Origin of the sequence: Falsihalocynthiibacter sp. BN13B15 (assembly GCF_041205415.1) — a bacterium.
GTDB lineage: Bacteria > Pseudomonadota > Alphaproteobacteria > Rhodobacterales > Rhodobacteraceae > Falsihalocynthiibacter > Falsihalocynthiibacter arcticus.
In genome coordinates this window covers 1-26,350 of sequence record NZ_JBGFCE010000019.1, presented here as the reverse complement: position 1 = coordinate 26,350, position 26,350 = coordinate 1, and the positions used below count along the sequence as shown (strand labels likewise).

The window sequence follows — 26,350 nt, the reverse complement described above, 5'->3', positions numbered from 1 at the left end:
TGAGATTTCCGTCGCCTACAAAGACGTCGTTAGTCTGCAGGGAGCTACCCTAATCAAGCGGCAATCCACTAGGGACGGAATTCGGTATTCCAAAACGGGGATCGTTCAATGTTGTTCCCGTGAGGGCTTTCAAAAAAGCGACTATTTCGATAATTTCGCTATCGCTGAGGGCAAGGGGCACGGTGTCGCGCACGCGTCGTTGGCGGTCCATTTCGCGTGTGTCGCTTTGAATGGCAAAATCGACCTGTGAAATCCATGCGGCATCAGGCAGGACCAGTAAATCGCGGGCCCAATTAGGCTCGGCTTCAATGTGATGTCGGACAATGCCATCAAGCGTTGGGTATGCGCCATTGTGCCCGTAAGGCGCTGTTTTTTCAATATTTCTAAGCATGGGAGTGCGGAACCTATAGGCATCTTCTTGGCGGTCTGATTTTCCCATACGGCCCACATCGCGTGGCATGGGATCAAAGCGACGTGTGCGCCCAGGTCCGAACGCAGGCAGGGCAAGCGCGTGGAATTTTTGATCCGTGAGGAGGGACCCTGCGTGGCAACTAGAGCACTGCGCTTTGCCAAAGAAGAGGTTCATTCCCGCAAGTTCAAGTGTGTTTAACGCGGTCGTGTCGCCTTGAATGTACTGATCAAACGGGCTGTCGTAACTCTGCCATTCTAGCCCCATAAATGCCGCCAAAGCGTTGGCTATTTCGACGATGGTAACTTGCTCGGGGCGTTCAATGTACTCAAAGGCGTCAACGAATGCGGAACCATAGGCGGGTATGATGCGCACGCGCTTCGCGAGGATCGGCCAACCTGCATCAATGCGGTCATGAACGGCACCTGTGACTTCGTTTTCGCTTGGATTTCCGGCCATTTCAAACTGCGCGGTCAGGGGGAAAACCGCTTGGGCTGCGAGGAGCGTTTCGAGGCCCTGTGGCAGCCATTCTTCGGCGGGGCTGTCAAAGCCGTTTGCGTATTTGTCGTTGATGGAGAGGCGGCCATCGTGAAACATCGTGTGCAGGGATTTTGCGCCGAGGTTCCAGAGGGCAGGGGCGTTGCGTGGAATGCGTTTTTTGATCGCGCTGTCGCCGCTGCCTGCGGTGCGGTCAATGCCAAGCCCAACGCCACCCTCACCAATTCCAAGCGACAGGCCGTCGGACGTGCCAAACTTGGGATGATGACAGGTGGAACAGGCGATATTTCTGTTCCCTGACAGTATTTTATCGTAAAATAAAAGTTGACCAATCGCCGCCTGTTTCGCGTCAAAGACGATAAAGTCGTCTGGCGTAAGGGGCGCAGGAAGTTCGGCCAATACCGGCTGTGAAACGCACAAAAGGAGAGCGACATGCGCCAGTTTGTTTTTGCGAGTTTGATTGCGGCTAGCCCCGCCTTCGGAGGGGTGGAAGAGGGTCGCGACTTTATGGAGGCCGATAACTATTCCGCCGCGATGGAGGAGTTTTTGCCCGCCGCGCGCAGTGGCAATGCCGACGCCGAAGAGTTGATCGGCGTGATGTACGCGCTTGGACTTGGGGTTGAGCAAGACGATGTGCGGGCGTTTGAATGGTATTTGCGCGCGTCCCTCAAGGGGCATCCCGGCGCGCAATCGGGGATCGGTTGGTATTACGAGGTGGGCCGTGGTGTGGCGGCACCTGACTTGGTTCGAGGCTATATGTGGTACACGCTTTCGGCCATCGGGGGAGACCCCGACGCGGCAATTTCTCTGGAAGAGATCGTCAAAAAGATGACGCAGGCGGAAATTGAGAAGGCGCATGTTTTGGTCAATGATTACAAGGGCTGGATGTACCCGTTTCGTTAGGTGGAGGTCTTAAAACGGAAAAAGGGCGCGGCTTGAACCGCGCCCTCTGTTTTTTAGTTTAGGTCGGCCGCGCGTGCGGCATTAACTTCAACTTCTGCTTCGGCAACAGCTGTGGTCAGAGCTTCAAAGATGACGTCGCCGCGTGTGACGTTGGCTTTGAACCAGTCGTAAACAGGAGCTGCAGACACTTTGAAGGCCTCTTTTTGCTCAGGCGTTGGCACATAAAGATCGCCACCACCCGCTACGAAATCCTCATAGGCTTGGATGGATTTACGCTTTGGTGACGCGAAAGTTGCCTGTTGCAAGGCATAGAAACCGTCTACCACAACGCGGCGCATATCTTCGGGCATTTCCATGAAGGTTTCGTTGGACATCCACCAGAGGGCACCCATGTAAGCGTGGCCGTCAAGTGTGAGGTATTGCAGGCCGGCGTCTGGGAATTTCATGCCCATGATGTCTGTGATGCCGTTTTTGGAGCCTTCAACGACGCCAGTTTGGAACGAGGTAAACAGTTCTGGCCATGGGATCGGAGTCGGAGACGCGCCCATTGCTTTCACGAGTTCCTGCGGAAGATCCGCAACAACGGTCCGGATTTTCAAGCCTTCCATATCGGCGGGTTCTGCCACACGGCGTTTCGTGTTGGCAAAGTTGCGCCAGCCGCCGGTGTTGCCGATGGTCATCAAGCGGATTGCATCTCCGGAATCCTCAAGCGCCATGTCGCGCATTGTGCGGGTGAAATCGCCCGACAAAACTTGCTCGGCGATACGGTCGTCCGCCATCAGGTAGGGCAGGTCCAAAACTTGCACATAAGGGAAGATGCCCGATGCGCCGCCCGAAGTGGAAATATAGATGTCGACGGTGCCGTCGGCCACGCCTTGCAAACATTCCGCACCGTTGGAGCAGAGCTGTGTACCAATAAAGAGTTCCACCTCGATCGCGCCATTGGAGGCCGCTTCGACGTAGTTTTTGAAGACAACCAGACCATCATAGTCTTCGTCGTTTTCATTGGAATTCGCTGTTGCACGGAGCTTATAGTCAGCGGCCGTCGCAGTGAGTGCGGTCCCTGCTAGAAGCGCCGAAAGCGCGAGGGTTGTTATGGTCTTAGTGAGCATCGTGTTTCCTCCCTGAATACTCGTGGTTAATTAGCAAATCCGGTTAGTCGTGGAATTGTCATGGAAATGGCGGGGATGTAGGTGATTAGGAAAATCACAACAACTTCGACCGCCAAAAATGGCAGAATGGCGCGAGCAATGGCTTCGACACGCTCGCCAGAAACGGCGGATGCGACGAACAGGACCAAGCCCATCGGCGGGGTTGCAAGGCCAACGGTGAGATTGACAGACATGATGATCGCAAAGTGAATGGGATCGACGCCAAGGCTGATGAAGATTGGCCCCAAAATTGGTCCCAGAATGATGATCGCGGGGCCCGCATCCAAGAACATGCCGACCACAAACAACAGAATGTTGATCAAGAACAACAGGATGAGCGGGTTTTCCGAAAGTGATAGGATGAACTGGGCGAGTTGCTCGGGGGCGTGGCTCAAGCTGACAACGGTTTTAAACGCCATCGCAGCCCCCACCAGCAGCATCACAACCGAAGACGTGAGGCCAGCACGTGTTAGGATGTCGGGAATGTCTTTGAGTGTAAGGGTGCGTAGTACGAAAAAGCCGATGATCAAAGCGTAAGCCACGGCGACGGCTGCCGCCTCTGTCGGCGTGAAAACCCCAACCAGAATCCCGCCCAGAATGATGACGGGTGTCATCAACGGAAAGAACGCCTTGATGGAAGCTTGGCCGCGTTCGGGCCATGTGTATTTGCGGCTTGCAACGGGGAAGTCGTATTTATCGGCCATGAATTTAACCATAAGCATCAGGCCAAGTCCCACCATAATGCCGGGGACAATCCCCGCAAGGAACAGCGCCGCGACGCTCTCGCCCATCACATAGGCATAGATGATCATGATGCCAGACGGGGGGATGATCGGGCCAATCACCGACGACGCTGCGGTGATCGCGGCGGCGAATTTACGGGAGTAGCCTTGTTTTTCCATCGCTGGAATTAGCATCGAACCAAGGGCCGATGTGTCCGCTACCGCCGAGCCAGAGAGGCCTGCAAATAGCATCGATGACAGGACGTTCACATGCGCCAAGCCGCCGCGCAGGTGGCCCATGAGGGCCTGTGCGAATTCCACAAGGCGCATGGTGATGCCGCCCTTGTTCATCAATTCGCCCGCCAACATAAAGAAGGGGATCGCCATGAGAGGGAAGCTGTCCATCCCATTGTAAACGTTGCGATAAAGGAGTGTGATGTCCTTTTCTTGACCGTTCAGGAATAGAAGGATTCCGGGGGCTGCCAAAAGGCCGAAAAACACGGGTAAGCCAACCAGAAGGAAAATGAGGAAAAGGGGAAGGAACCATATAAGCATTATTCGGACCCTCCGATGGATGCGGCTTCGATGATGGGAAGGCGATCCTCGCCCCCAAAGAGTTTAACGAGTGTGCGCAAAATCAACTCGATATTGACGCTCAGCAGAAGGATCACTCCAACCAATAGGGAGGCCATCATCCAAGAGCGTGGCACGCGCAGCCATTGGGTGAAATCCAACGACATTGGCACATAAAGCGAGGCAGTTGTGAACCGTCCGCCAAATCCTGTGACTTCGCCCCAGCCGATTTGTACCGCAACCACAAGAACGATAAATGACAGCGAAAGCAGGATAAGATTTATCACGCCCGCGATCGTACGGGGCAAGGAATAAAGCAACATGTCGATGGCCACAAAACCGCCACGGCGAAACGCCGTCGGAGCCATCAGGCCAGTCATCCACATCATGCAAAACCGTGCGGCCTCATCGGGCCACGGCAGGGCGTTGTTCAAAATATACCGGAAAAAAACCTGCACCAGAATGGCGAGGACCATGAGGGCAATCGCGACTGCACCAATGGCGCGCCCGACTCGCAGGAGCGTCTCGTTCACGAGGCTTAATGGTGACACGAGCGTCAGTAATATATTCATCAGGCTCCCCCCTGTCGTTCCCTCGGAATGAGGAAACTTTTCAAACCCTATGCGGCCTGAATCTTCCCATATTTTCCACCATAAAACGTCAACGGATTGCCGTCTCGAAGTTCAACATTTTCAACTTGGCCGACAACGATGACATGATCCCCTCCAGGATGCGTGGCAACATGACGGCATTCAAAGCGCGCGAGGCAACTTTCAATCAACGGCACGCCGTGGCTGTTTGTCCGATGCTCTAGTGCATCAAATGCGTGACCATTTTTGGCGAACCCTTCGCAAATGTGTTTGTCCTCGTCGCTCAGTATATGAATTGCAAAGTACTCGGCATTTGCGAAGTATTTATAACGACGCGATCCAATCGCAGGGGACCACAGAACCAATGCTGGGTCCAACGACAGCGACGAAAAACTGTTCGCTGTCATCCCGATAGGGCCGTCTTCTGAGGCAACGGTAACAACCGTAACCCCCGTCGAAAAACGTCCAAACGCATCGCGCAATTGACGGGCGTTGTCGGAGTCCGGTGTGAATTGGCGAGACGCAAACGCCATTACGCGACCTCACCGCCGATAGCTGCAGAATACAGGCGGAACCACGTCTGGCGATCCATCTTGACTTTGAGGGCATTCGACAACGCTGCGATCCGTTTGAGGTTATTTGTGCCCATGACAGGCAAGATTTTTGCCGGATGCGCCAGAAGCCATGCCACGGCAACCGCGGCGGTGTCGACATTATTTTCTTCTGCGATTTCAACTAGGTGTGCTCCGACTTCCGTTTCGGAAACCATCAAGTCGCCACCACCCAAGGGCGACCATGCCATGATGCGCTGATTGTTTTTCTGATGAAAGGCCATGTCGCCGTTCGTGAGTGACTCTGTCGCCGCCAAGGACACTTCAATCTGGTTGGTGACCAGTTTTGTATCCATGCCAGATTGCAATAATTCCCAGTCCCATGGCTTGAAATTTGACACGCCGACGTCGCCAACCTTACCTGAGCGCACCAATGCGTCGAGCGCATTGCCTGTCTCAAAGTGGTCCATGAAAGGGTCGGGGCGGTGGATGAGCAAAAGATCGATGTGATCGGTCGCCATGTCACGCAATGAATTTTCGACCGAGGCATTAATATGCGCCGCCGAAGTGTCGTAATGTTTGACCGTCGCATCCGCGTATCGGCCCATCGGGGCGACGATATCGCATTTTGTGACGATTTGCATTTGGGACCGCAGAGAGGGCGCTGCACGCAGGGCATTTCCTAGAACCGCTTCCGCTGTATAGCCGCCATAAATATCGGCCTGGTCAAAGGTGGTGATGCCCTGTTCAAGGCAAGCGTTGATCTTGGCTTCGACGTGTTTGACCGAGGTGTCTTTGTCGTCCGCAATCCGCCACATGCCATATACAATGCGGCTTAAATTTAAGGTGTCTGATACTGCGACGCGTTCCATTAACGGCGAACTCCTGCTGCGAGAGGGGTGTTGGGGGCATGGCTCGGGACACGGCCATAGGCCTGTGGCAACGAGCAAGTTTTGAGGTGGGGCATCACAAGTTTGCCAAAATACTCGGCCTCTTCGATGTGCGGATATCCCGAGAAAATAAACGCGCGAATGCCCATTTTTTGATAGTCTTCGATCTTGCTAAGAACCTGATCCGCAGAGCCAACAAGCGCCGCGCCACAGCCTGAGCGCGCACGACCGACACCTGTCCAAAGATTGGGTTCGATATAGCCGAATTCATCCGCAAGTTCGCGGTTTTTGGCCTGATGGGAAACGCCGAGGGAGGTTGAATCTAACGCGCGTTCACGGATCATGCGACCATATTCATCGTCGAGTTTTGAGGTTATATATTCCGCGTATTCCTGCGCCTCTTTTTCGGTGTCGCGCACAATCATATGAACGCGCAGGCCGTAATCCAATGTGCGGTTATACTTTTCGGCAACGGCGTTCACGGCGCGCATGCGGCCGGCGAGCTCTTCCTGCTTTTCGGGCCACATTAGGTAAACGTCGCAATGCTGTCCGCAAAGTTCAAGCGCCGCAGGGGAATAGCCGCCAAAATACAGAAGAGGGCCGCCGATTTGGTAAGGTTTGACAGGGTCCGTTGTAAGGCCTTTGAAGTTATAAACCTCGCCTTCGTAGTTGATTTCGTCCTGTGTCCACGCTTGCTTCAGAATCTCTACAACTTCGCGGGAGCGTTGATAGCGAAAGCCACTTTCGGCCTTTTCGCCGGGGAAGTCGGAGCTGATGATATTGACGGTCAAGCGACCCTCAAGCATGTGGTCGAGCGTTGCGATCGTGCGCGCCAACATGATCGGCTGCACTTCGCCACAGCGCACGGCCGCGAGGAGATTGATGTCTGTTGTGATGGGCGCACAGCCCGCGACAAACGAGAGCGTGTCTTGGCCAACCTGATAGGATGACGGACACAGAATATTGCGAAAACCTTGCTTTTCGGCGGTTTTGACGATGTTGCTGCAATGGGCCCAGCTAGAGCGCAAATCGCCGTCCGGAACCCCTAAAAACTGGTAGTCATCCGAGCAAAGTGCGGAAAACCAAGACACTTCTGCTGCTTCCAAGCTGGGCGATGTTATTGGAACAACACTCATATCAAATCTCCCGAAGTTCGCTTCATTTTTTGCTTGCATAGCACTGTCTTTGATATAGATCAATAGTGTATCAATTATTGTTGCGGCAGACTGTCGCATGCGGAGGAAGCTCATGGTCTCGTCGAATGAGAGCCCGAATGCACTGCCAATGTATGTTCAAATAAGCGAATTGCTTATTCGGGATATCAGTGCGGGACGGTTGATGGATGGAGAGCGTTTGCCGCCCGAGCGGGCCATGGCGGACTCGCTAAATACCTCGGTTGGGACGCTGCGAAAGGCCTTGGCGATTCTCATCAAAAAGAACCTTCTGGAAAGCGTTCAGGGGTCGGGGAATTATGTGCGTCACGGCGGCGAAGTGAATAGCGTCTATTCCATGTTTCGACTTGAGCTGCTTGACGGGGGCGGGTTGCCCCGTGCCAATATTCTTGACATTCAGGCGCTGACGAAACCTTCAGATTTACCAAAGTTTGGTACGTCCGAAGCGGCAACCCGCATTCGCCGTTTGCGTTTTCTAAACAATACAGTCATCGCGATTGAAGAGATTTGGCTTGATCAAAACGCAGGCACCGTCCCTGCTGGGGCACTTTCTGACTCCCTTTATCATTTTTACCAAAAGCAACTTGGATTTTGGATTTCGCGTGCCGAAGATCGTGTGGGAATTCAAGCCGTTCCTGCGTGGGCACCGCATGAATTCGGCAAGCCCGTTGGCGAAATTTCGGGATACATTGAGCGCTTGAGTTGGGCGCAGGAGCCAGAGGCCGTTGAGTTTTCGCGCACTTGGTTTGACACAGATCGTGCGCTTTACGTGCAGCGCATTAAGTAAGGAATGAACATGACGAAGACAATCAATTACGGAATCATCGGCTGTGGCATGATGGGGCAAGAGCACCTGCGCAATATCGCGCTTTTGCCCGGCACACGTGTAGCGGCGATTTTTGAACCGGACGCGGCGATGGCGAAAATTGCGGCCGGATTCGCTCCCAAAGCCACCTTTTGCGCGAGTGTCGAGGAGTTGCTCGCGATTGAGGCGCTAGATTGCTTGGTTATCGTGAGTCCGAATTTCCTGCACCTTGAGCAACTTGAGGTGATTGCGAAAACCCGCTCGCTCCCCATTTTAGTTGAAAAACCCCTGTTCACTGACCCTGAAACGCTTTCGCGTGTCCTCGCATTTCAAGCGTCCTATTCCGCACCCGTTTGGGTGGCGATGGAATATCGCTACATGCCGCCGATTGCGGCGCTTTGCCAAGAGGTTGAGCGCGCGACGGGAGGGATCAAAATGCTTTCGATCCGCGAACATCGCTTTCCGTTCTTGGAAAAGGTCAACGACTGGAACCGATTTAACGCTAAATCTGGCGGCACATTCGTGGAGAAATGCTGCCATTTCTTTGACTTGATGCGCCTTTTAACGGGTTCCGAGCCGACACGCATTATGGCGAGTGCGGGGCAAGACGTGAACCATCTTGATGAATCCTACGACGGAAAACCGTCCGATATTTTGGACAATGGCTATGTCATCGTGGATTTCGAAAACGGGATGCGGGCGATGTTGGAACTTTGTATGTTCGCCGAAGGATCGCGCTATCAAGAGGAAGTTAGCGTGGTTGGGTCGAAGGGAAAAATTGAGGCGCTGGTTCCGGGGCCTGGTCGTTTTTGGCCCGAGCATTTGGGCGAGGCTCCTATCCCTCAATTGATCGTCAGCCCGCGTGCGCCTAAAGGCCCTGAAGCCCGCGAAATCCCCGTCGATCCGCGCTTGCTTGAAGCGGGCGATCACAATGGCGCCACCTATTATCAGCACGAAGGTTTTCTGGCTTTGGTGCGTGGCGAGCGTGATATGCCGGACGTAGGGTTAGAAGATGGCTGGAAGGCTGTCGCCATGGGCATGGCGGCCCAGTTGAGCGCGACCTCGGGGCAAACCGTGCTTTGGTCTGAGTTTATTGCTCAGAAATAATCGAACTGTCCCCGCGCAAATACCACTCTATTCTGTTGGAATTTTCCCATGACCAAATCGTCCGCTGCATCCGCCACATCAATTGAGAAATCCCCCCTTGGGATTTTGGCACCCGGAGTGTTGCTGGCGGCGATGGTCGCCATGGCGGCGCAGTTTTTGTCTGATCACTACGGCGCGCCTGTGATGCTTATGGCGATTCTACTGGGCATGCCGCTTCAATTCCTCTCAGAAGACGAGCGCACCGCCCCCGGAATCCTTTTCGCCTCGCGGGTTGTTTTACGCATTGGTGTGGCTTTATTGGGAATACGCGTCAGCGGCGAGATGCTGCAATTGATCGGCCCGCTCAATTTGGCGTTGATCGTTGGTAGCGTTATGGCGACGATATTGTTGTCGGTCGCGTTGGCACCTTTGGTTGGCAAGGATCGCTTGTTTGGCTTCCTGACGGGGGGATCTGTGGCGATTTGTGGGGCGTCTGCGGCGATGGCGATTAGTTCGCTTTTACCGGATCGTCCCGAAAGCGAACGCGACCTTTCGTTCGCAGTGATCTCGGTCACGCTTCTGTCCACTCTCGCGATGATTTTCTATCCGATCTTGGCGGAAGTCCTTGGCTTGGACGCAAAGTCCTCAGGGTTGTTTTTGGGCGGAACGATCCACGATGTGGCGCAGGTCGTTGGGGCGGGGTACTCGATTTCTGATGAGGTCGGGGACATTTCAACCGTTGTCAAATTGTTTCGCGTCGCACTCTTAGCACCCGTTGTATTCTTTGGGGCACTCGTTTTGCGGCATTCCGTTCCCGCAGGGGCAAAACGACCACCGCTGTTGCCGTTATTTGTCTTGGGGTTCTTGGCCCTCGCAGTTGCGAATTCCTTTCACCTCATTCCCGATGTTGTGAAAACCCCCGCTGACACGGTCTCGCGCGCCATGCTCGTAACGGCCGTCGCGGGGGTTGGAATGAAAACCTCGGTTGTGCAACTCAAAAGCGTTGGCGCAAAGGCGATGTTAATCATCGTCGCTCAAACAACGTTCCTTGCGGCGTTTGTGTTGGGGGGGATCGCCCTTTTGGGGTGAAGTTACGGTGCCAAAGACATGTCTCGATAATGATGTGCGAGGCGTGTCAGGCTGTCCTCGGTCATGTCCTCCGTTTGCCACGCCTTGACCGCTATCCCCAAAATACGTGGCAGGATCATCGGCCAAAGTTGACTATCTTCGGTGGTAAACTCCGACCAAAACGCGCCTTGCACACCGATAATCCTGTCAGCGAGTTCGGGATCGGGCACGGGGTCCCATGCGATGGTGTCACCCAAGGACACGAAGGCGGCCCAACTTGCGCCCCAATCGTCGGTGTCGTCGGTGTGGGCCATGTCGAGATAGGCATGTTGTGCGGGGCACATGACAACATCGTAGCCACGCCGCGCCGCTGCGAGTCCGGGGCCTTGGCCGGTCCATGTGAACAGGATCGCGTTGTTGCCGATGCCGCCATTTGAGCCCTGTGCGGCCTCTTCCCATGCTGCGGGGCGTAGTCCTGCGTCGGCGACGGTTTGCGCGAGTTTGGCCATGGTCCAGCCCTGTAAATCTTGGGTAGTTTCCAGATTATGCTCTTTCATCAAAGCGCGCGCCTTGGGAGAGCCCATCCATGTGTCCTCTGGCAATTCATCACATCCAAGATGCAGATGCCCGAACGGGAACAGCGCGCCAACCTCGACGACAATCGCGTTGAGCACCTCCCAAGTTTTCGGCATCGCGGGGTTCATCGCGTTGCCGTGATAGCCTTGCACGCTAACTTCCGCACCATTGTCGGCGGGGTCTCGGACATCGGGGAAAACGTAGGTTGTTGCAAGGGCGTGGGCGGGGGCTTCGATCTCAGGCAGGACCTCAATATTGAGGGCTTTGGCATGTTCAATGATCGCCTTCGCGTCCTGTTTCGAATAGCTCCCTCCGGCCTCAATCGCGCCTGAAAAGAGCGCAGGCATCAAGTGCCCTTCGCCACGTTTTTCCGTGCGTTGCCAAAGTTCGGGGAAGCAATCAATTTGAAGGCGGAAAGCTTCGTCATCGGCAAAGTGCCAATGAAAGCGATTGAGCTTCAACAGGGCCATGACATCCAGTAAGTCGTGGATCGTTTCAGGTTGATAGAAATGTCGTGCCGTATCAAGATGTTGTCCGCGCCAGTTAAAGCGGGGACTGTCGGTGATTACCCCGCAGGGGACTTTGCCCTCGTGGGTGTTTCGAAGGGTCAAAAGAGTGATGCCTGCGTAAAAACGTCCGCCGTAGGAGTTGGCGGAGACTGAAATTCCATCAGGTTGAATATCGAGGGTATAGGCGTCTTTGGGGGAGGCATCATGCTTGAAGACGACTGGCAGCCCGCCATCGCATAAAAAGGGTTCAAACCCGCGCCGTTGGGCCAGTTGTGCCACGGCATCAAAGGCGTCGTTCGAGGCGCTGATGTGGGTAAGGTCCACGCTTTCATCTGTTGCAACAAAGGACGTGGGTTGCGGGACAAGGCGCAGGCCCGCAAAGGCGGGTGGCGCCGCTTGAGGTTTTGCGCGGAAGCCTGCGGGGGTTGGGGGCAGAGGGATTAATTCGTTTTCAACACGTAAGTAGGGCCCAAGGGGCATCCACGCGCGGTTCGCTGGTTTGAAGCCACCAGAGTATTCAAGTATCACGGTGTGGGCGACATTTGCTGCAAGGTCGGGCAGGGCGATTTCTGTATAACTGCCCGTGCCGCGGACACGATCTCCGCCCGAAGTTGCTGTGATCGGACCCATCCCCGAAAAACAGAAAATGGGAGCTTTCAAGGCGCGATCTGGTGTGAGTGTGCAGCGCATGAATTGCCCATCGAGGCGGCAAGTATAGTCCATTTATTCGACCCCAAGTTCTGAAATAAAATCATAGATGTCGGATCGGTAAAAACCCGTTGTGTATTCAATGGGGCGTCGCGTTGCGAGATAGCCTGTGCGGTCGATCTTCAACACGGCCGTTCCATCGGGTAGTTTTAGGTGGCTGGCTTCTTGGCCCGAAATATTGACGGCGGTGACCCGCTGAATGGCGCGGGTCGGGGCCTGTCGCGTTTGGCGCAGAATGGCATAGAGCGATACTTTCACACGCTCGGGAAAGGGCAAGATGTCTTGCGGTAGTGAGGAGGTTTCAAGCGCCATCGGCACGTTGCCCGCAAACCGCAAACGTTGAACCCGCGCAACTTGATCCGTGGCGGAGAGGCCAAGGGCGATCATCTCTTGAGGGCTGGGCGCGAACAACCCTGCTGACAACACCTCGCTGGTGGGGACCACCCCGCGCGCCGACATGTTTTCGGTAAAGGACACGAGGGTCGAGAGCGATTGTTTGAGTTTTTGGGTGGTGTTTCGCACAAAAGACCCCGCCCCGTGGCGCGGTTCAATCAACCCGTCCGCCACAAGTTTGGCAACAGCCTTGCGAACGGTGACGCGACTGATTCCAGCCAGTTCCGCCATGTCGCGCTCTGCAGGGAGGCGCGACCCCGGCAGGAGTTTCCCCGATGAGATAGCATTCGCAATATGACGATGTAGTTGTTGATAGCGCGGCCCATTCCCAGAATTGAACCAGTGCTCCAAAGCATAGATTTCAGAATTTTCGGTCATCGGGAATCACTCCAGTGGTATTATAAAAAAGAAACCTATTTCGATTTAAAATTGCATGCTTTGGAGTTCAATTTACCATAATATACTTGTAAAACAACAGGTTTTTGATGTCGCGCCTTTTGGTATTAAAACTGTAGAAATATTGACACCTTTTGGTATTGTTAGAGAACGCCTCTGATTCGTTGAGGTGTATCTGGGGGGATGAAATTGACAGTTGCCACGAATGTTCCAAATGAAGTGTACGCGCCTGAAGTGAAGCGGCGCAGCGTTATCTCGGAAAGCCTTTTTGCATGGCTTCTTGTGGGGCCTGCGATGATTTTCATTGGGGTGATCGTTGCGTGGCCTCTGGTCGAGACCGTCCGTCTATCCTTTATGGAGGCGGGCTTGGGCGGCGAGAAATACATCGGGACGGCCAACTACGAAGAATTACTCGCCAGCAGGAAGTTCCACCAAACAATCGTGCGGACGTTTTATTGGATGTTCCTCTCGGTGGCGCTCAAATTGGTGCTGGGAATGATTGGGGCGGTGCTGTTGAATGCCGCCGTGCCGGGGCGTGCGTTGTTTCGGGTTTTGGTCATGCCGCCTTGGGTTATTCCAATCGCGATTGGCTGTATTGGCTGGTTGTGGCTGTACAACGGGTATTTCGGCGTTCTGTCTGGGCTGGCTCAAAGGGTTGGGTTGACGGACGGGCCGTTTGAATTCTTGGCCTATAAATCCTCGGCGTTTTATTCGGCGATTGTGACGGATGTTTGGGTGGGCGTTCCTATGGTGACGCTGTTTTTCCTAGCGGCCATGCAGGGTGTGAATCGTGATCTCTATGAGGCCGCATGGGTGGATGGGGCAGGGCGTTGGTATCGCTTCCGTCGCATCACGATCCCGCAAATTATGCCTGTGATTGTGTCGATGTCGCTCTTGTCCGCGATCTTCACGTTCAACAGTTTTGAGATCATCTGGATCTTGACCGAGGGTGGCCCTCGTAGCGCGACGACGACCCTGATTGTGGACACCTATAAAACCGCCATTGGCAATTATAAATTCGGCGAAGGTTCGGCGCGGGCGGTGATTATTGTGTTGCTGCTGGGGACATTCTCGCTGGGATACTTGTTCTTCCTGAACAAGGTGAACAAGAAATATGGGGTGAAGTAAGATGATGGACCGTTACACAAAGCTACAAATGGTTGGCATCTATTTCAGTATCACGCTTTTCCTGATCTTCATGCTGCTGCCGTTCTTTGAGATGTTTATGACGTCGCTGCGCCCCTTGGAGCATCTTTTCCGCAGCCCTTACCAATTCTGGTCCGATGACTTCAGCTTTGATGCCTATAAGCAAATGTGGATCACGGTGCCTCTGCTCGGACGTTATATCTTTAACTCGATCTTCATTGCATCGTCGGTGACGGCAATCACGATGTTCTTCGTCATTCCAGCGTCTTATGCTTATGCGCGGCTCAAGTTTCCGTTCAAAAACCTCTCGCTATCCATCTTTTTGGGAGTAAACATGTTTACGGGAGCGGTCCTCTTGATCCCACTCTATCGGGTGCTGCGCAGCCTTGGCTTGCTCAACACCTATTGGGCGATGATTGTTCCGGGTGTGGCGTTCTTGATCCCGACGGGTATCTGGCTGTTGCGCTCCTACTTGGAGAAAATTCCGCGCGAATTGGAGGAGGCAGCGTTTGTCGATGGCGCGTCCCGCATGTATACTCTGCGCCGTGTGGTCTTGCCGCTGGCGACCCCAGGATTGATCGTTGTGGGCGTGGCCGTGTTTATCGGCGCCTATGCCCAGCAATTCCTCTTCGCAATCACATTCAACCAGACCCGCGAACTGCAACCCTTGCCTGCGGGCCTCTACGAATTCATCGGTTATCAATCGGTGACTTGGAACGAAATGATGGCCGCTGCCTTGGTGGGTGTGTTGCCTGTCATGGTCATCTTCTTGTTCCTGCAAAAATACCTCGTCGCTGGTCTCACAGCAGGCGCGGTCAAAGAATAATAAAAAGTTCAACCTAGGGAGACTACAAAAATGAAATCAATGAAAATTACACTCGGGGCTTTGCTACTGTCTGGCACAGCTATGGCGGCACAGGCCGATGAGGAACTGCACTTCATCATGTGTGGCGGCGAAGTGCGCGAGGCCGATCAGGCCGTTGTCGACAAGTTTGTCGCTGACCACGATGGCGTGACGGTAAACCTTGAAGCGGTGCCATGGGGGACATGCCAAGACAAATCCCTGACGTTGGCCGCTGCGGGCGATCCGCCTTCTGTGGCTTATATGGGCTCACGAACATTGCGCCAATTGGCCAATAACGACCTGATCGTTCCTGCGAACATCGATCCTGCCACGCCTTACCAACCTGGTGTTTTGAACACTGTGACGATTGAAGGAACCGCTTGGGGCTACCCACACGCGTTCTCGACAAAAGCGCTTTATATGAATTGTGACCTGATCGAAGCGTCCGGCCAAACCTGCGCCGCACCTGCGACTTGGGACGACCTTTATGCTTTGGCCGAAGGGGTTGTGAACAACACTGACGCCGCGGGCATTGGCCTTGCAGGTAAAGACTTCGACAACACAATGCACCAGTTCCTGAATTACCTCTATTCCAATGGCGGTGCGGTGGTTGATCCCGTAACGGGCGCAAACATGCTCGACAGCGAGCAAACACGCGAAACCCTTGCGTTCTATGGTAAACTTGTGAACGTTTCGCAAGACGGCCCAACGGCTTGGGAACGCGATCAGCTCAAAGATCTGTTCAACGACAACAAGATCGCGATGTATATCTCGGGTCCTTGGGGTTACGGACAGCACAACGAGAGCATCAACCAAATGGTTGCTCCTATTCCCGCAGGTCCATCGGGCGTAAGCGGCACAATCTTGATCACCGACTCGATCGTTGTGTTCAAAGGCTCAGGCCACGAAGAATTGGCGCAAGAATTGGCCCAAGCCATTACCTCTGGTGACAGCCAGTATGACCTCGACAGCACATGGGGCCTGACACCGATCCTTGACTATGCAGCCTTGGGTAAAACCGATCTGTACTACGCCGATGGCATGTGGCCCACGTTCACTGCCTCGATTGCCACAGGTGGACCAGAGCCGCTGGTTGAAGATTTCAAATCGTTGCAATCCGTATTCACAAATATGGTTCAGGGCATCATCCTTGAGGATGATACCGTTGAAAACCTTGTGACCATCGCGGGTGTTGAACTCGACGACGCTCTTTAAGAGTTGTCTCTTGTTGGGCGGCCCACGTGGCCGCCCACATTACTTTTCCCTTCTTACCTTTACGATAGGACGCATGCGCCATGGCTACGCTTGACCTGAATGCAATCAGTAAATCTTTTGGCACAGCGAAAGTGCTGCACAACATCAGTCTCGCGATCGAAGACAAGGAATTCGTTGTTTTTGTGGGCCCGTCTGGCTGTGGTAAATCCACCTTGCTGCGGATCATTGCAGGCCTAGAAGAGGCGACCAGTGGTGAAATTATCATCGAAGGCAAGGACGTTAGCAAAGCGCATCCGGTGGATCGGGGCATATCGATGGTGTTTCAGTCCTATGCGCTTTACCCGCACCTCACGGTTTTTGAAAACATCGCCTTCCCGCTGCGGGTTCAAAAAATATCCGGCTCCGAACTCAACGACCGCGTAGGCCGTGCTGCCGAAATTCTGCAACTCACGGACAAACTTCAACTCAAACCCGGGCAGCTTTCGGGCGGCCAACGCCAGCGTGTCGCCATCGGGCGCTCGATTGTGCGTAACCCCAAAGTGTTCCTGTTTGATGAGCCGCTCTCAAACCTAGATGCCGCTTTGCGGGGCGACATGCGGGTCGAGTTGAGTCAATTGCACCGTCAACTCGATGCGACCATGGTTTATGTGACCCACGATCAGGTCGAAGCGATGACGATGGCCGACCGCATTGTTGTATTAAACGCGGGGCGTGTTGAGCAATTTGGCTCGCCAATGGAATTGTATCACCACCCTGCCACGAAATTTGTCGCAAGCTTCATCGGTCAGCCGAATATGAATTTCATCCCCGCTGAGGTTACTTCTGTACGCGATGGATTGTCGGTTGAGCTAGAGGGCGGTCACAAAATGACTCTCCCCGTGAACACCAGCACCGTACACGTCGGCGACCGCGTTGAGGTGGGTATTCGCCCCGAGAATGTCGCGCTGGGAGAGAGTGGTTTAGACGTAAACGTGCGCGTCCTTGAACGCTTGGGCGGGGTGTCGATCACCCATGGCACTGTGGGCGACGGAACTCGGTTTAGTGCGTCGCTACCGGGAGATGTGCCCATCATTGAGGGCAAAAATATCATCCTGTCGATCAACCCACAGGATTGCCATGTGTTTGACGCTCAAGGCGATGTCTTGCGCCGCCAATCCGCACCGGAACTCGTATCATGAGAGTTGTAACTGCAGGTATTGGGCTTCGCGCTGGGCATGTTCTTTCGATCTTGAAAGAGTCCATGCCGGAAATTGAATTCGTCGGGTATTTCGATCCACAACCGACCTATCTTCATATGATCGGCGAGGATGTGCCGCGGTTTGATGACGTGGCCGATATGCTGGCCCAAACCAAGCCGGATTTGTTTTTTGTCGGGTCGCCCAACAGCTTCCACCTGGAGCATATCAAGCTCGGCCTTGCGGCGGGTGTGCGGATTTTCACCGAGAAACCCGTCGTGACCACCAAAGATGACACGATGGAATTGGCCCAGCTTCTGGCGCAATACGGTATCGATCAAGTGATGGTTGGCCTTGTGCTGCGCTACTCGCAACATATGGTGGATTTGCGCGCCATTCTGGACCGCTTGGGGCCGATCACCTCGCTTGAGGCGAACGAGCATATCGCGCCCTATCACGGTGCGTTCTTTATGCGCGATTGGCGGCGGATGATAAAATGGTCGGGCGGATTTATGCTCGAAAAATGCTGCCACGACATTGATATTTATAACATGGTCACGGGCTCTCGTCCGACGCGGGTGGCAAGTTTTGGTGGCCGCAAATCCTTTGTTCCCGAATTTGCACCCACGTCAAACACCGAGAACGAGATCATGCATCGCAAAACCAGTGCATGGGAGAGCGTTCCTGATGCCTTCCATTCGGATGGCGATATCATCGACTATCAAACCGCGATTTTGCAATATGAAACGGGCGCGAGTTTGGCCTTTCATACCAATCTGAACACGCCCGACGAGCATCGGCGTTTCTGTGTGATGGGGGCGCTGGGCATGGCCGAAGGCGACTTCGTACGCGGCTATCTCAAGGCCACCGCGCGCGACGGGGAAACAATTGCCGATCATGACTATACCAAGGGCGACCCTGCGAAAATGTCGGCGCATTACGGCGCGGATCATATGATGGTCAGCGATATTGCAGCGTTTTTGCGCGGTGAAACCAAAAGCTTACCTGTGGGCGTTGTTGATGCGCTTGAAGCGGGGCTTGTGGCAATGGCTTTGGATCAGGCCCGCGTTGCGGGTGGAATAGTAGATTTGTCCGAAACTTGGGCGGAATTTGACAGTTGGAAATTAAGGGCATGAGCATGGAACACGTAATCGCAGGCCAACATATGGCCAAAGAAACAGCTCAGGCGCGGAATGTTTTCTGCCGCGCCGCGTCACAAGCCGTGGATGTTGCGTCTATGGTCGACACCAAAGCGATTTACACGATTGCGCGTGGTTCCTCTGACGCGGCGGCCAATATCCTGTCGTATGAGATGATGCGCGAGTTGAGCATTCCTGTGACCTCCCTGCCACCGTCGGTTTTTTCCGTCGGGCAGGGCGTTCAAATGGACGGCGCTTCGGTTCTTGTGATTTCGCAATCGGGTGCGAGTGATGATTTGGTGCGTTCGGCCAAAGGGGCTGCCGCGCACGGCGCCTCGGTGGTTGCCATCACAAATCAGCCCAACTCAGCAGTAGAAGTCGCCGCGCATACGACGGTAGCGATTGGCGCGGGACCAGAGCTTGCGGTCCCAGCGACGAAAACCGTTGTCGGGTCCATTGGCGCTGGGATGGCACTGCTCTCGTCGCTTAGCCCTACTTACCGCGAACGTGCGCAAGCTTCTGTGGAAACCCTTAAGACCGCGACGACCATTCATCCCCATTCCGAAGCACTAAAATCCGCTTTGCTGCGGGCGCGAAATATCTATGTGATTGGCCGTGATACGGGTTATGGCACTGCTATCGAGACTTCGCTGAAACTTAAGGAATGTTGTGCTTTGCATGCGGAGGCTTACTCGTCGTCTGAAGTGCTGCACGGCCCGCTTGAACTCGCGACAAACCCGCTTATGGTCCTGATCTTGGACACGGGTTTGTCCAGCACAAAAGACAGTTTGGACCAAGCAGAAGCCCGTTTTCGGGGGGTAGGTTGTGACGTGCATCGCATCAGTCCCGCCGATGTTGGGGTTGAGGGATTGACCCCTGCGGCGAGTGCCGCGCTCCTCCTGACGCTCATGTATTCGGTGATTTTAGAAACGGCATTGGCGCTGGGCTTAAACCCTGATGCTCCGACCACTCTTTCGAAGGTAACACAAACCACATGACCGATTTGAACGCCCTTGGCCGCTGGGCCACTTGGACCGAAATCCATCAACAACCTGATATTTGGCGCGATTGGGGGCAAGCATTGGACGTGGCGGGTCTGCGTGCGTGGATTGCGTCACTGGACGTTGAGGAAGTTTGGTTTTGTGGCGCGGGAACAAGCGCCTATATTGGCGACATTGTCGCGGCGGGCTTGGAGGGGAAACGGTTTAGGTCCGTTCCGACCACAGATATTGTCAGCCGTCCGCAGGCGTTTTTGTCTGGGGTTCGCCCGCTTGTTGTCAGTTTTGGACGCTCTGGGAATAGCACTGAAAGTATCGGGACATTGGACGCGTTAGATGCCCTAGCGCCGACTGCGCCACGTTTACATATCACCTGTAATCGCGATGGCGCATTGGCCACGCGGCCCAGTTCGGGGCCACTCAAGGTTATTGTATTACCAGATGCGACCCATGACGCGGGTTTCGCTATGACCAGCAGTTTCTCTACGATGCTTTTGACCACATTGGCGTTGTTTGATACGCCCTGTAATGTGGTGGAACGTTTCGCTGCCTTGTCGGATCAATTGCGCGATCTTTTGCCTTTGATGGGGGCGGAAACGCCTCTCCCTGAGCGCGCGGTTTATGTGGGATCGGGGGCGCTGGCCTTCGCCGCCCGTGAAGCCGCGCTCAAAGTTATGGAACTGTCTGCGGGACAAATCCCTGCGCTCTGGGATAGTTCGCTTGGGTTTCGCCACGGTCCAAAATCCTTCGTGACCGATACTACGGCGATCACGGTTTTCGTCAGCCCAGAATCCCCTGCAAATGCCTATGATATGGACCTTGTTGCAGAGCTGCGCAGTCAGTTCCCCAGAGCACGCGTGCAGGCCGTTGGAGTTGGCGGCGACCTTGATATTGCTATGCCGTTTGGGGCAGTTTGGGCTGCTCCGTTGTGTGTGGCATCCGCGCAAAGCGCTGGGGTGCAATGGGCCGAAGCTTTGGGCCTGAATGTTGATGACCCTTTCACTGGTCGCGGCACGCTTAGTCGTGTAGTTGCGGGCGTAAAGCTATATCCGGTGGTGAAATGAGAGCAGCAGGCATAGATTTGGGGGGCACCAAGATCGAACTCCAAGTTTTTGGCGACGATTGGGAGGTTGTCGCGCGCAAACGTGTGCCGACCCCGCAAACCTATGACGCGCTTATTGCGGCTTTAGCGGGGCTTGTGACGTGGACTGATACCCAAGCTGGCTATCAGGTTCCGCTGGGAATTGGCGCGGCGGGCTTGATCAATCCTGCGACGGAATTGGCGCTTACGGCCAACCTTTGTGCAACGGGGCGTCCCCTTCATCGGGATGTTGAACGCGCGGCGGGGCGTGAGGTTGTTTTCATCAACGACTGTCGTGCTTTGGCTCTTTCGGAATCGATTTTTGGCGCGGGAAAAGGGCATCGGACGGTCATGTCCCTGATCTTGGGAACGGGAGTTGGCGGCGGCGTTGCCATTGGAGGCGACATCCATGCGGGTCCCACGATGACCGGTGGCGAATTTGGCCATATGTCAGCGCCTGCGCACCTTGTGGAGCAATACGGTTTGCCCATCGTGCAATGTGGCTGTGGACGTCGTGGTTGTAGCGAGACTTATATTGCGGGTCCGGGAATGAGCCGAATTGCCGAAACGATCATGGGGGCACGCGTAAGCCCGCCAGACATTATCGCACAACGTGCAACGGATCTGTTGGCGCAACGCGTTTGGGAGATTTGGTGTGCCTTTACAGCAGATCTTCTGTGCAACCTTACTTTGGCTGTTGATCCAGATGTGATCGTCATTGGTGGTGGCCTGTCCAAAATTGACGGTGCGATTGAAGCGCTCACGGCGGCGACCCAAAACGCTCAATTTGGCGACTTTGCCATACCTGCGATTGTTTTGGCGCAGGGCGGTGATGCGAGTGGCGCACGCGGTGCGGCCTATGCTGGCTTTCAGCATCAACAGGCGCAGGCGTTTGATCTTGGTACTTCTGAACACGCGAAGGGGGAATGATGGCGCTTTGGTTGCAACCAGAAAAGCTTTTTACAGGGCATGAGATTTTGACACATGCAAGCCTACGTGTTGAAGCAGGGGTCATTGTTGAAGTTACATCGGACCCTTTGCCCAAAGCGGAATACGCGCGGCCAATTAAGGGGCTTGTAACGCCAGGATTTGTGGATTTGCAAGTCAACGGTGGCGGAGATGTCCTTTTAAATCAGACGCCTACACGTGAAGGAATGCAGACGATTGCCGAGGCGCATCGCAGTTTTGGCACGGTTGCGATCATGCCCACGGTCATCACCGATGGGCCGGACGTGATGGATGCTGTGGCCAAGGCTGCGGTGACAGCACAGGGCGATCGAAGCATTATGGGGCTGCATATTGAGGGGCCCCATATTTCGCTGGAACGGCGCGGAACGCATCTGGGCGCGTTCGTTAGGCCCATGGATGAGCGCACCCTTTCGGTTGTGGCGCGGCTTCGCAAAGCGGGCATTCCTGTAATGATTACTCTCGCACCTGAAGCCACAAAACCTGAGTATATCTCGCAACTTGCGGCTCTGGGCGCGGTTGTTTCCCTTGGGCACACGGCGGCCACGGCAGAGCAAATGGCGGTGGCGATCAAGGCCGGCGCGCGCTGTGCGACGCATTTGTTTAATGCCATGTCGCCGATGCTCGGACGTGAGCCGGGGGCGGTCGGGTCGGTTATCAATTCCGACCTCTATTCTGGAATTATCTGCGATGGCTTCCATGTCGCTGACGAAATGATCGGGCTTGCCGTTCGCGCACGCCCCATACGCGACCGTATGTTTCTGGTTTCCGATGCCATGGCGACGGTTGGTGGCCAAGATCATTTCGAACTTTACGGAAAGAATATTTACCTGCGCGAAGGCATGTTGGTCAACTCGGAAGGCAGCCTTGCGGGTGCGCATGTGACTCAAGCCGAGGGCGTGAAACGTTTGGTTGAGCGCACAGGAACGCACCTCCTTGAGGCGCTGAAAATGGCGACTTCGACACCTGCTGCCTGTATGGGGTTGAAGCATTTAGGGCAGCTTGAGGGGCGCGTTTTAGAGGATGTTCTGGTCTTGCGCGATGATTTGACAGTGCGAGGAACCTTGGCGGAATTTACTGGCGAATTGGTTTAAACTGATGGAGGCCAACCCCTTTAAGCTTGAAGTCTGCATTGACACGCCCGAGGGATTGCAGGCCTGTCAAAACGGCGTGGACACAATCGAGCTATGCAGTGCTTTGGCCGTTGGCGGGCTGACGCCATCTGCGGGGCAGATATCCTTGGCGCGCACCAGTTTCGTGCCTGTGCATGCCATGATCCGGCCTCGGGCTGGAAATTTTATTTATTCACCCCATGAGATTGACGTCGCTTTAGGCGATATTGACGCTGTTAAATCTGCGAAATTGGCTGGGATTGTCATCGGAGCCTCAACGGCGGAGGCGATGCTTGATTTACCTGTCCTCAACAAGATGATCGCCGCTTCGGGCAGCCTTATCCGAACCCTCCACCGTGTGATTGATACGTTAGATGACCCCTTTGTTGCGTTGGATCAAGCAATTGACCTTGGCTTTTCGCGCATTTTGACCTCGGGCAGTTCCTTCAATGCGCAAGACGGGATGGCGTGTTTGCGCAAACTTCAAGAACGCGCGCGAGGGCGCATTGAAATCGTGGCTGGGAGTGGTGTGAACGCGCGCAATATCCTAGAGATCGGACGTGCAACCGGCGTGCGATCCTTTCATGCGTCCTGTAGCAGCCCTGTGGAGCAAGACAAAACCACGGTAGGCTTTGGTTTTGCACCTGAATTTATGAATAAAACCGATCCCCAGAAGATCAAGCAGTTGCGAAGCGTCCTCGACGCCGCGGCCTAGAACGGACCGGTCGCGTTCTCGTTGGGTGATTTTGCCCGACATTAATCATCCAATTTATCGGTTAAAATGAGCCTAATTGTCGGAACTTTGATCCCGAGAAGGTCCAGATAGGGCGATTTCCCCAGTTATTGTCAGTAAAATTAGGCAGAAATACTTCCAGTTTGGTTCACTTTTTTCAAAGCGGTCAGAAACAAGCCGTCTTGGCTAATATTCCGATAATTTGAATGAAATGCCACGAATTCGCTTTGGTGTTGTTAATACATTTTTAGATTTCCACAACGAATAATGCTTTCGCATGGGCCATCTGGCGCTGTGATTGTTGTCTCGGGCACAGAACACTCCAGTTCCGGCAAGCAACAATTCGGATCGAATTCCTGCAGGGGTATTGAAGATGGCAGTGAGAACTATGGATGCACCTGATGCTGATTTCTCGCGGTTACTTTATGATTTCGCCCCATTGAAAGCCATTCCTAAAACAGGCACGCCAAGTGAGCAAGTTGAGGCCGGTGAGAGCGTGAGCGGCAATACTTTCACGCTCGACAGCGACTCTGTGGCCGCAGGAAACCATGTATTTGAGGGCGGCGACGGTTTTGACGTTCTCAAACTTATGGGTAGTGAAGCGTCCACCACTATTTCCCATACACTTAGTGACAATACTCTCGTCTCTATTGATTACTTGGAAATCTCGGATCCGGGGATCGGAAGTACGCGAGAAGTCTTTTTAAGTGGGGATCAATTTGGGGTCGGAATATCCCTAACTGCAGAAATAAACGTAGACGGATGGGGGGATTCTTATGAAAAAATCTACATCCAAATGGGGAGTCAGGCGAGCTTAGACCTCTCAAATCTGTGGTTTTCTGGAACAGTTTCGACGTTGAGTTTATTTGTTACGGGAGCTTCCGTTGCGGATTTCATTGTTGGGACAAGGCTGAACGATACGATCAATGGGAACGGCGGTGATGACGCAATCTGGGGTGGCGTTGGATACGACACACTCAATGGCGGAAGCGGCCAAGACATCATCGAAGGCGGCAGAAACGGAGATACACTCGACGGTGGTGAGGGCGTTGATATCTTAAGTTATGCGGGTTCAAATTCTTCTGTTGTCGTAGATTTGGAAAGCGAAACAAGCTCCGGAGGCGACAGCGAGGGCGATGTTTATGTTGGGTTCGAGAGTGTTTTAGGAACGGGTTACGATGATGAACTTAGCGGCGACAGTGGAAGCAATGTTTTATGGGGTGGGAATGGTGCTGATACCCTTACTGGGCGTGGCGGTGTTGATGCGTTAATGGGTCAAGGGGGCCGTGATCTCCTCAATCACGCGGGTTTTATTCTTGGCGAGGGAGACGATGATGTTGGCGAAGTTTTTGATGGCGGTGACGACGACGACTGGCTTCTATTAGGGGGGCTAGGTTCACTGGAACACGCGCTCGACAATGACACATTGGTTTCGATCGAGAGTGTTGTTTTTGGCGCGGGCAATACCACGGGGACACGGACACTTCGTTTGAATGCGGATCAATTCGGCGCGGGGATATCCTCTACGGCGGAATTTATTTTAGATAGCCATGCGAACACGCAGGAAATAACAAGAGTAGCGATGGGAAATATCACCTTTCTCACCCTAGCGGGAATTACGGTTTTTGATGCTAACGACGCCTATACCCACACGTTTCTAATAAGCGGAGACAGCAGTGACGAAACGATTATTGGGTCACAAGGTGGTGACTTCATACACGGCGGTGAAGGCGATGACGTTCTTGAAGGAGGAGCAGGGGCGGATACGTTGGATGGCGGAGGCGGCCAAGACGTCCTGAGCTATTTCACATCCTCAACCAGTGTGAATATCAATCTTGAAACGGGCGTTGCGAGTGGTGGTGATGCTGACGGAGATGTGATCATTGGTGGCACCTTTGCAGGGCTTATTGGATCACTTCATGCCGATATTTTGACCGGCGATGCGCAAAACAACTTTATGTTCAGTTCGGGCGGAGGCGACGCGATGGACGGTGGTGCGGGGTCAGACTGGGTTTTATATTTGAGGGCTACGATGGGGGTGACCGTCGAGCTGGATGATCCGAGCGAAAACACAGGTGCGGCAAATGGGGATACTTATACCTCGATCGAAAACGTGCAGGGAACTGCCTTTGATGACTATTTGGGCGGCGACGAAGCCGCAAACCAACTTAAAGGTGATGCCGGTCATGATTCCCTTTACGGCCATGGGGGAAACGATATCCTCCTTGGGGGCATAGGCAACGATATTCTCTTTGGCGGCCAAGGTGAAGATTCTCTATTGGGGGATCATGGGGATGACACTCTATCAGGCGGTAGCGGTGGGGATGATCTTAATGGCGGCGAAGGCGACGATTGGGCTTCATATTTTGGTGCATTGGCAGGGGTCCGAGCGGATTTACTGAGCGCTGCAGCCAATACAGGTGAGGCTGAGGGCGACTCCTACACACTGATTGAGAATCTGATTGGCAGTGATTATGACGACATGCTTTTTGGCGACAATGGCGCCAACACCCTAGTAGGGCATGGTGGGATCGACCAGCTTTTCGGGCGTTCCGGAGATGACCAATTATTTGGCAATTACGGTGATGATTTGCTTTCTGGAGAGGATGGGAATGACCGCTTGAGCGGAGGCCAAGGTGCAGACACGCTTATTGGGGGATCAGGAAATGATACTGCCCTTTATACCCAAGCAGCTTCTGCGCTTCGAGCAGACCTTTTCTATGTGGCCGCCAATTCCGGAGATGCCACCGGCGACACCTATTCCAGCATCGAAAACCTCGTTGGGACTGCCTTTAACGACCTTTTGCTGGGCGACAACAATGCCAACAGTCTTTGGGGGGGAGCGGGGCATGATACCGTCTATGGGCGCGATGGGGATGACCATCTCTTTGGTGGCCTTGGTAACGATACTTTGTCGGGTAATATGGGTAATGACAGTCTG

General features: G+C 54.1%; 24 protein-coding genes. 15 read left to right on the top strand and 9 right to left on the bottom strand.

From position 1 onward, the window contains the following. Positions 1-49: 49 nt before the first annotated feature. On the bottom strand, positions 50-1,306 hold the full coding sequence (locus tag AB9F26_RS20440) for a cytochrome-c peroxidase (protein ID WP_369768948.1): 1,257 nt from the start codon (positions 1,304-1,306) through the stop codon (positions 50-52). A gap of 33 nt (positions 1,307-1,339) precedes the next feature. On the opposite strand from AB9F26_RS20440, the gene AB9F26_RS20435 reads away from it, so the two are divergent. Further along, positions 1,340-1,810: a tetratricopeptide repeat protein gene (locus AB9F26_RS20435; RefSeq protein ID WP_335585926.1), complete on the top strand. Its 471-nt coding sequence runs from the start codon at positions 1,340-1,342 to the stop codon at positions 1,808-1,810. 53 nt (positions 1,811-1,863) lie between these two features. On the opposite strand, the gene dctP is transcribed toward AB9F26_RS20435, so the two are convergent. From dctP to AB9F26_RS20405, 6 genes are read right to left on the bottom strand one after another with little or no spacing between them, the layout of a single operon-like run. Continuing rightward, a complete protein-coding gene (gene dctP / locus AB9F26_RS20430; RefSeq protein ID WP_039003289.1) occupies positions 1,864-2,922 on the bottom strand; it encodes a TRAP transporter substrate-binding protein DctP in 1,059 nt (352 codons plus the stop codon). A gap of 26 nt (positions 2,923-2,948) precedes the next feature. After that, the gene (locus tag AB9F26_RS20425) at positions 2,949-4,238 is read right to left on the bottom strand and encodes a TRAP transporter large permease (RefSeq protein ID WP_369768947.1); all 1,290 of its coding nucleotides are present in this window, start codon (positions 4,236-4,238) and stop codon (positions 2,949-2,951) included. Beyond that, a complete protein-coding gene (locus AB9F26_RS20420) occupies positions 4,238-4,828 on the bottom strand; it encodes a TRAP transporter small permease (RefSeq protein ID WP_369768946.1) in 591 nt (196 codons plus the stop codon). Before AB9F26_RS20420 ends, AB9F26_RS20425 begins: the two co-directional genes overlap by 1 nt. 47 nt (positions 4,829-4,875) lie before the next feature. After that, positions 4,876-5,379 (bottom strand): flavin reductase family protein, encoded by a 504-nt coding sequence (locus AB9F26_RS20415; RefSeq protein WP_369754672.1) that lies wholly within the window; start codon positions 5,377-5,379, stop codon positions 4,876-4,878. Beyond that, entirely contained in the window at positions 5,379-6,269 is an 891-nt protein-coding gene (locus tag AB9F26_RS20410) for an aldo/keto reductase family oxidoreductase (protein WP_369768945.1), read from the bottom strand. The genes AB9F26_RS20415 and AB9F26_RS20410 overlap by 1 nt, the downstream gene beginning before the upstream one ends. After that, positions 6,269-7,423 carry an LLM class flavin-dependent oxidoreductase gene (locus AB9F26_RS20405; RefSeq protein WP_369768944.1) on the bottom strand — a complete coding sequence of 385 codons (1,155 nt, stop codon included), beginning with the start codon at positions 7,421-7,423 and terminating at the stop codon, positions 6,269-6,271. Before AB9F26_RS20405 ends, AB9F26_RS20410 begins: the two co-directional genes overlap by 1 nt. A 112-nt stretch (positions 7,424-7,535) precedes the next feature. On the opposite strand from AB9F26_RS20405, the gene AB9F26_RS20400 reads away from it, so the two are divergent. From AB9F26_RS20400 to AB9F26_RS20390, 3 genes are read left to right on the top strand one after another with little or no spacing between them, the layout of a single operon-like run. Further along, positions 7,536-8,246 carry a GntR family transcriptional regulator gene (locus tag AB9F26_RS20400; protein WP_369758061.1) on the top strand — a complete coding sequence of 237 codons (711 nt, stop codon included), beginning with the start codon at positions 7,536-7,538 and terminating at the stop codon, positions 8,244-8,246. A gap of 9 nt (positions 8,247-8,255) precedes the next feature. Continuing rightward, positions 8,256-9,371, top strand: a complete 1,116-nt coding sequence (locus tag AB9F26_RS20395; RefSeq protein ID WP_369768943.1) for a Gfo/Idh/MocA family protein — start codon at positions 8,256-8,258, stop codon at positions 9,369-9,371. 48 nt (positions 9,372-9,419) lie between these two features. Next, complete coding sequence (locus AB9F26_RS20390; protein ID WP_369754667.1) at positions 9,420-10,439, top strand: YeiH family protein; 1,020 nt, start codon at positions 9,420-9,422, stop codon at positions 10,437-10,439. Between the two features lie 2 nt (positions 10,440-10,441). On the opposite strand, the gene AB9F26_RS20385 is transcribed toward AB9F26_RS20390, so the two are convergent. Both AB9F26_RS20385 and AB9F26_RS20380 read right to left on the bottom strand, forming a co-directional pair. After that, positions 10,442-12,226 (bottom strand): beta-N-acetylhexosaminidase, encoded by a 1,785-nt coding sequence (locus tag AB9F26_RS20385; RefSeq protein ID WP_369768942.1) that lies wholly within the window; start codon positions 12,224-12,226, stop codon positions 10,442-10,444. Next, positions 12,227-12,982, bottom strand: a complete 756-nt coding sequence (locus tag AB9F26_RS20380; RefSeq protein WP_335585936.1) for a GntR family transcriptional regulator — start codon at positions 12,980-12,982, stop codon at positions 12,227-12,229. Positions 12,983-13,183: 201 nt separating this feature from the next. Between AB9F26_RS20380 and AB9F26_RS20375 the strand changes: the two genes are divergently transcribed. From AB9F26_RS20375 to AB9F26_RS20325, 11 genes are all read left to right on the top strand, one after another. Further along, positions 13,184-14,128 carry a carbohydrate ABC transporter permease gene (locus AB9F26_RS20375; RefSeq protein WP_369754665.1) on the top strand — a complete coding sequence of 315 codons (945 nt, stop codon included), beginning with the start codon at positions 13,184-13,186 and terminating at the stop codon, positions 14,126-14,128. Position 14,129: 1 nt separating this feature from the next. After that, positions 14,130-14,972 carry a carbohydrate ABC transporter permease gene (locus AB9F26_RS20370; protein ID WP_335585938.1) on the top strand — a complete coding sequence of 281 codons (843 nt, stop codon included), beginning with the start codon at positions 14,130-14,132 and terminating at the stop codon, positions 14,970-14,972. A gap of 30 nt (positions 14,973-15,002) precedes the next feature. Next, positions 15,003-16,205: a sugar ABC transporter substrate-binding protein gene (locus AB9F26_RS20365; RefSeq protein ID WP_335585939.1), complete on the top strand. Its 1,203-nt coding sequence runs from the start codon at positions 15,003-15,005 to the stop codon at positions 16,203-16,205. Between the two features lie 80 nt (positions 16,206-16,285). Next, on the top strand, positions 16,286-17,383 hold the full coding sequence (locus AB9F26_RS20360) for an ABC transporter ATP-binding protein (RefSeq protein ID WP_335585940.1): 1,098 nt from the start codon (positions 16,286-16,288) through the stop codon (positions 17,381-17,383). Beyond that, positions 17,380-18,516: a Gfo/Idh/MocA family oxidoreductase gene (locus AB9F26_RS20355; protein ID WP_335585941.1), complete on the top strand. Its 1,137-nt coding sequence runs from the start codon at positions 17,380-17,382 to the stop codon at positions 18,514-18,516. The genes AB9F26_RS20360 and AB9F26_RS20355 overlap by 4 nt, the downstream gene beginning before the upstream one ends. 2 nt (positions 18,517-18,518) lie before the next feature. Next, positions 18,519-19,517 carry an SIS domain-containing protein gene (locus AB9F26_RS20350; protein ID WP_369768941.1) on the top strand — a complete coding sequence of 333 codons (999 nt, stop codon included), beginning with the start codon at positions 18,519-18,521 and terminating at the stop codon, positions 19,515-19,517. Beyond that, positions 19,514-20,581 (top strand): tagatose-bisphosphate aldolase, encoded by a 1,068-nt coding sequence (locus tag AB9F26_RS20345; RefSeq protein WP_335585943.1) that lies wholly within the window; start codon positions 19,514-19,516, stop codon positions 20,579-20,581. The genes AB9F26_RS20350 and AB9F26_RS20345 overlap by 4 nt, the downstream gene beginning before the upstream one ends. Further along, entirely contained in the window at positions 20,578-21,528 is a 951-nt protein-coding gene (locus tag AB9F26_RS20340) for an ROK family protein (protein WP_335585944.1), read from the top strand. Before AB9F26_RS20345 ends, AB9F26_RS20340 begins: the two co-directional genes overlap by 4 nt. Next, complete coding sequence (nagA, locus tag AB9F26_RS20335) at positions 21,528-22,658, top strand: N-acetylglucosamine-6-phosphate deacetylase (RefSeq protein WP_369768940.1); 1,131 nt, start codon at positions 21,528-21,530, stop codon at positions 22,656-22,658. The genes AB9F26_RS20340 and nagA overlap by 1 nt, the downstream gene beginning before the upstream one ends. A 4-nt stretch (positions 22,659-22,662) precedes the next feature. Then, the gene (locus AB9F26_RS20330; RefSeq protein ID WP_369768939.1) at positions 22,663-23,391 is read left to right on the top strand and encodes a copper homeostasis protein CutC; all 729 of its coding nucleotides are present in this window, start codon (positions 22,663-22,665) and stop codon (positions 23,389-23,391) included. A 391-nt stretch (positions 23,392-23,782) separates the two neighbouring features. Further along, on the top strand, positions 23,783-26,350 hold a 2,568-nt coding region (locus tag AB9F26_RS20325), incomplete at its 3' end, for a calcium-binding protein (RefSeq protein WP_369768938.1).